The following is a 2532-nucleotide window of genomic DNA, read 5'->3' as shown; positions in this document are numbered from 1 at the left end:
GCAGGGGCGGGTCTACCTCAACCGGTGTGTTTGCGGGCGCACCTACTACCGCATGGGCCTGCCGGATGAGTACCAGGCCACGCGGCACGTCCACGTCATGAGCCTCCCCAACATCCTGAGCGGTGAGTGCGACTGTCCCGGCAACCGCGACGCGATCCCGGTGTTCGAGGGTCGCTGTACCGGCTGCGGCGCAGTGCTCCATGAGGCGGCGCTGGCGGGCCGGGAGGGAGCGGCGTGATGGATTGGCTGCCCGGCATCACCCTGATCGCCCTGGCGCTCGTGCTCGCCTACGTGGTCCTCGCGGGCTACTGGTACGGCGGCACGGACGACGATCCCGACGACTGGCGCGGGAGCCTCCGATGACGGCCGCCACCATTCTGCCCATGGCCGACTACGCCGCCGACAACGTTGGCGCGCCCGTGCCCACCCTCAACAGTGGGCTCGCGAACCGACTGCTCAGCCGCTCGCCGCTCCACGCATGGTGGGGACATCCCCGCCTGAATCCCGCATGGCTGCCCACGGAAAGCGAGGCGTTCGACCTCGGCGGCGCCGTCCATGACATCGTGATCGAAGGGCGCACCGACCGTATCCGCGTGATCCAGGCCGACAGCTGGCGCACGAAGGAAGCTCGCGAGCAGCGCGACGCCGCCCGTGCCGAGGGCATGTTGCCGCTCCTCCCCAATCAGGCCGCCGACGTGCTGGCCATGGCTGGCCCAGCGCTGGCCGCGCTCGAGATGTCCCCGGACCTCATAGGACTTGGCGAGCTCGACGCTGAGCAGACGTTCACCTGGCAAGACGAACCCTCCGGCGCGTGGTTGCGCTGCCGCCCGGATTGGGTAACACGCGACCGCGCCATCATTCTGAGCTTCAAGACGACCTCTTCAAGCGCGGAACCGGCCGCGTTCGCCAAGACGATCCTGAACTTCGGCTACGACCTGCAGGCGGCATTCGAGATCGCCGGGGTGGAATCGACCTGCTTGACGCGTGTCACTCACTACATCTGGGTTGTCCAGGAGGTCCAGCCGCCCTACGCCGTGTCGCTTGTGGGCATGTCGCCGGAGATGCGGCACTACGGACTGAGCCGGTTCGACCTGGCCGTTTCGCGCTGGGCCGAGTGCCTGAACAACGACCGCTGGCCGGGCTACCCGACCCGCATCTGCTATGTCTCGCCGCCGTCCTGGGCGATGGCTCAACTAGAGGGGATGAACCCATGAACGAGTTCCAATTCCGCCGCGCGGTGCGCGAGGGCGTGCCGCTGTTGATTGGCCTCGCCGGGGGCACCGGTTCGGGCAAGACCTACTCGGCGATGTTGCTGGCCCGCGGGCTGAGCGGCGACAAACCGTTCGCCGTCATCGACACGGAAGCCGGGCGCGCCAAGCACTACGCCGATCAGTTCAGCTTCGACCACGGCGACCTCGGTCCGCCCTTCCGCCCTGCTCATTACATGGACGCCATCGCGGCCGCCGACAAGGCCGGTTACCCGGTGATCGTCGTCGATTCAATGAGCCACGAGTACAACGGCGACGGCGGCATTCTCGACTGGCACGAAGAGGAGCTGACCCGGATGGCGCCGGGCGAGGACTGGAAGCGCCGGGAGGCCATGACGTTCGCCGCCTGGGTCAAGCCGAAGGCCGAGCACAAACGACTCGTCTCCAAGCTCCTCCAGATCCGCGCCCATCTGATCCTGTGCTTCCGGGCGGAGGAGAAGATCGAGATCGTCAAGCGCGACGGCAAGACGGAGGTCATCCCGAAAACGCACGGCGCGGGATTCAAGGGTTGGATTCCGGTCACCGAGAAAAACCTGCCCTACGAACTCACGACGTCACTGTTGTTGACGGCCGACGCACCGGGCATCCCGAAGCCCATCAAGCTCCAGGAGCAACACCGCGCGTTCTTCCCGCTCGATAAACCCATCAGTGAACAGGCGGGGAAATCGCTGGCCGAGTGGTCACGCGGCGGAACGGCGCCTGAACCGCGCCAGAGGGCCGAGAAGCCCGAGAACAGGCCGGGGCCGAACGTGGACACGGACACCGGCGAGATGCCGCGCGGCGAGATAGTGCGCCCCCTCTGGACACACGACGAATTGAAGCAGGCACTGACCGACTCGGCGCTCACCATCAAGGACCTGTCGCCCATCCTCGGGTCCGAGGCCGCGCGCGAGAACTACGCCGAGCTCATCGACACCTGGATGTTCGAACACCCCGGCAAGCGCATCAGCGACCTCATCGCGGCCGCCATCGCGCATCACACGAGCCCGCCAGCCGAGCCGCAACCGGCTTTGCTGGGCGCGGAGTAAAGCCAGCCCACGGGCGGCGGGTCGTGCTGAGACCGACCGAGTCCACCCCGCCGCCCATTACAGGAGAGACGCCATGGACTACTACAAAGCTCTTCGTCCGGACGGTACGGACTTCGCCACGGGTACGACGAAACCCCGCAAGGGGCGCTGGATGCCGCGCATCAAGGGGAAGCTCATCATGTGCGAGCGCGGCTACCACATCGCCGATGCCGTAGCCGAGACACTTATCGGAGGCT

The 2532-nt window shown here is 66.7% G+C and carries 4 protein-coding genes; all 4 read left to right on the top strand.

Annotation, left to right across the window (positions count from 1 at the left end; translation table 11 throughout):
• A partial coding sequence (locus IT540_RS15540; RefSeq protein ID WP_291179878.1) for a hypothetical protein occupies nucleotides 1-238 on the top strand: 238 nt, incomplete at its 5' end.
• Nucleotides 238-363 carry a hypothetical protein gene (locus IT540_RS15535; protein WP_291179875.1) on the top strand — a complete coding sequence of 42 codons (126 nt, stop codon included), beginning with the start codon at nucleotides 238-240 and terminating at the stop codon, nucleotides 361-363. The genes IT540_RS15540 and IT540_RS15535, both read left to right, overlap by 1 nt.
• Complete coding sequence (locus tag IT540_RS15530) at nucleotides 360-1214, top strand: PD-(D/E)XK nuclease-like domain-containing protein (protein WP_291179872.1); 855 nt, start codon at nucleotides 360-362, stop codon at nucleotides 1212-1214. The genes IT540_RS15535 and IT540_RS15530 overlap by 4 nt, the downstream gene beginning before the upstream one ends.
• A complete protein-coding gene (locus tag IT540_RS15525; protein WP_291179868.1) occupies nucleotides 1211-2296 on the top strand; it encodes an AAA family ATPase in 1086 nt (361 codons plus the stop codon). Before IT540_RS15530 ends, IT540_RS15525 begins: the two co-directional genes overlap by 4 nt.
• The last annotated feature ends 236 nt before the right edge of the window (nucleotides 2297-2532 follow it).

It is taken from the genome of Hyphomicrobium sp. (assembly GCF_020852195.1).
Classification (GTDB): domain Bacteria; phylum Pseudomonadota; class Alphaproteobacteria; order Rhizobiales; family Hyphomicrobiaceae; genus Hyphomicrobium_C.
The sequence above is the reverse complement of the archived record's forward strand: the minus strand, read 5'-3'. Positions and strand labels throughout refer to the sequence as shown.

Excerpts from the sequence above, each read along its gene's own strand:
- IT540_RS15535 (WP_291179875.1), top strand. The coding sequence starts at position 238 with ATGGATTGGCTGCCCGGCATCACCCTGATCGCCCTGGCGCTCGTGCTC.
- IT540_RS15530 (WP_291179872.1), top strand. The coding sequence starts at position 360 with ATGACGGCCGCCACCATTCTGCCCATGGCCGACTACGCCGCCGACAAC.
- IT540_RS15525 (WP_291179868.1), top strand. The coding sequence starts at position 1,211 with ATGAACGAGTTCCAATTCCGCCGCGCGGTGCGCGAGGGCGTGCCGCTG.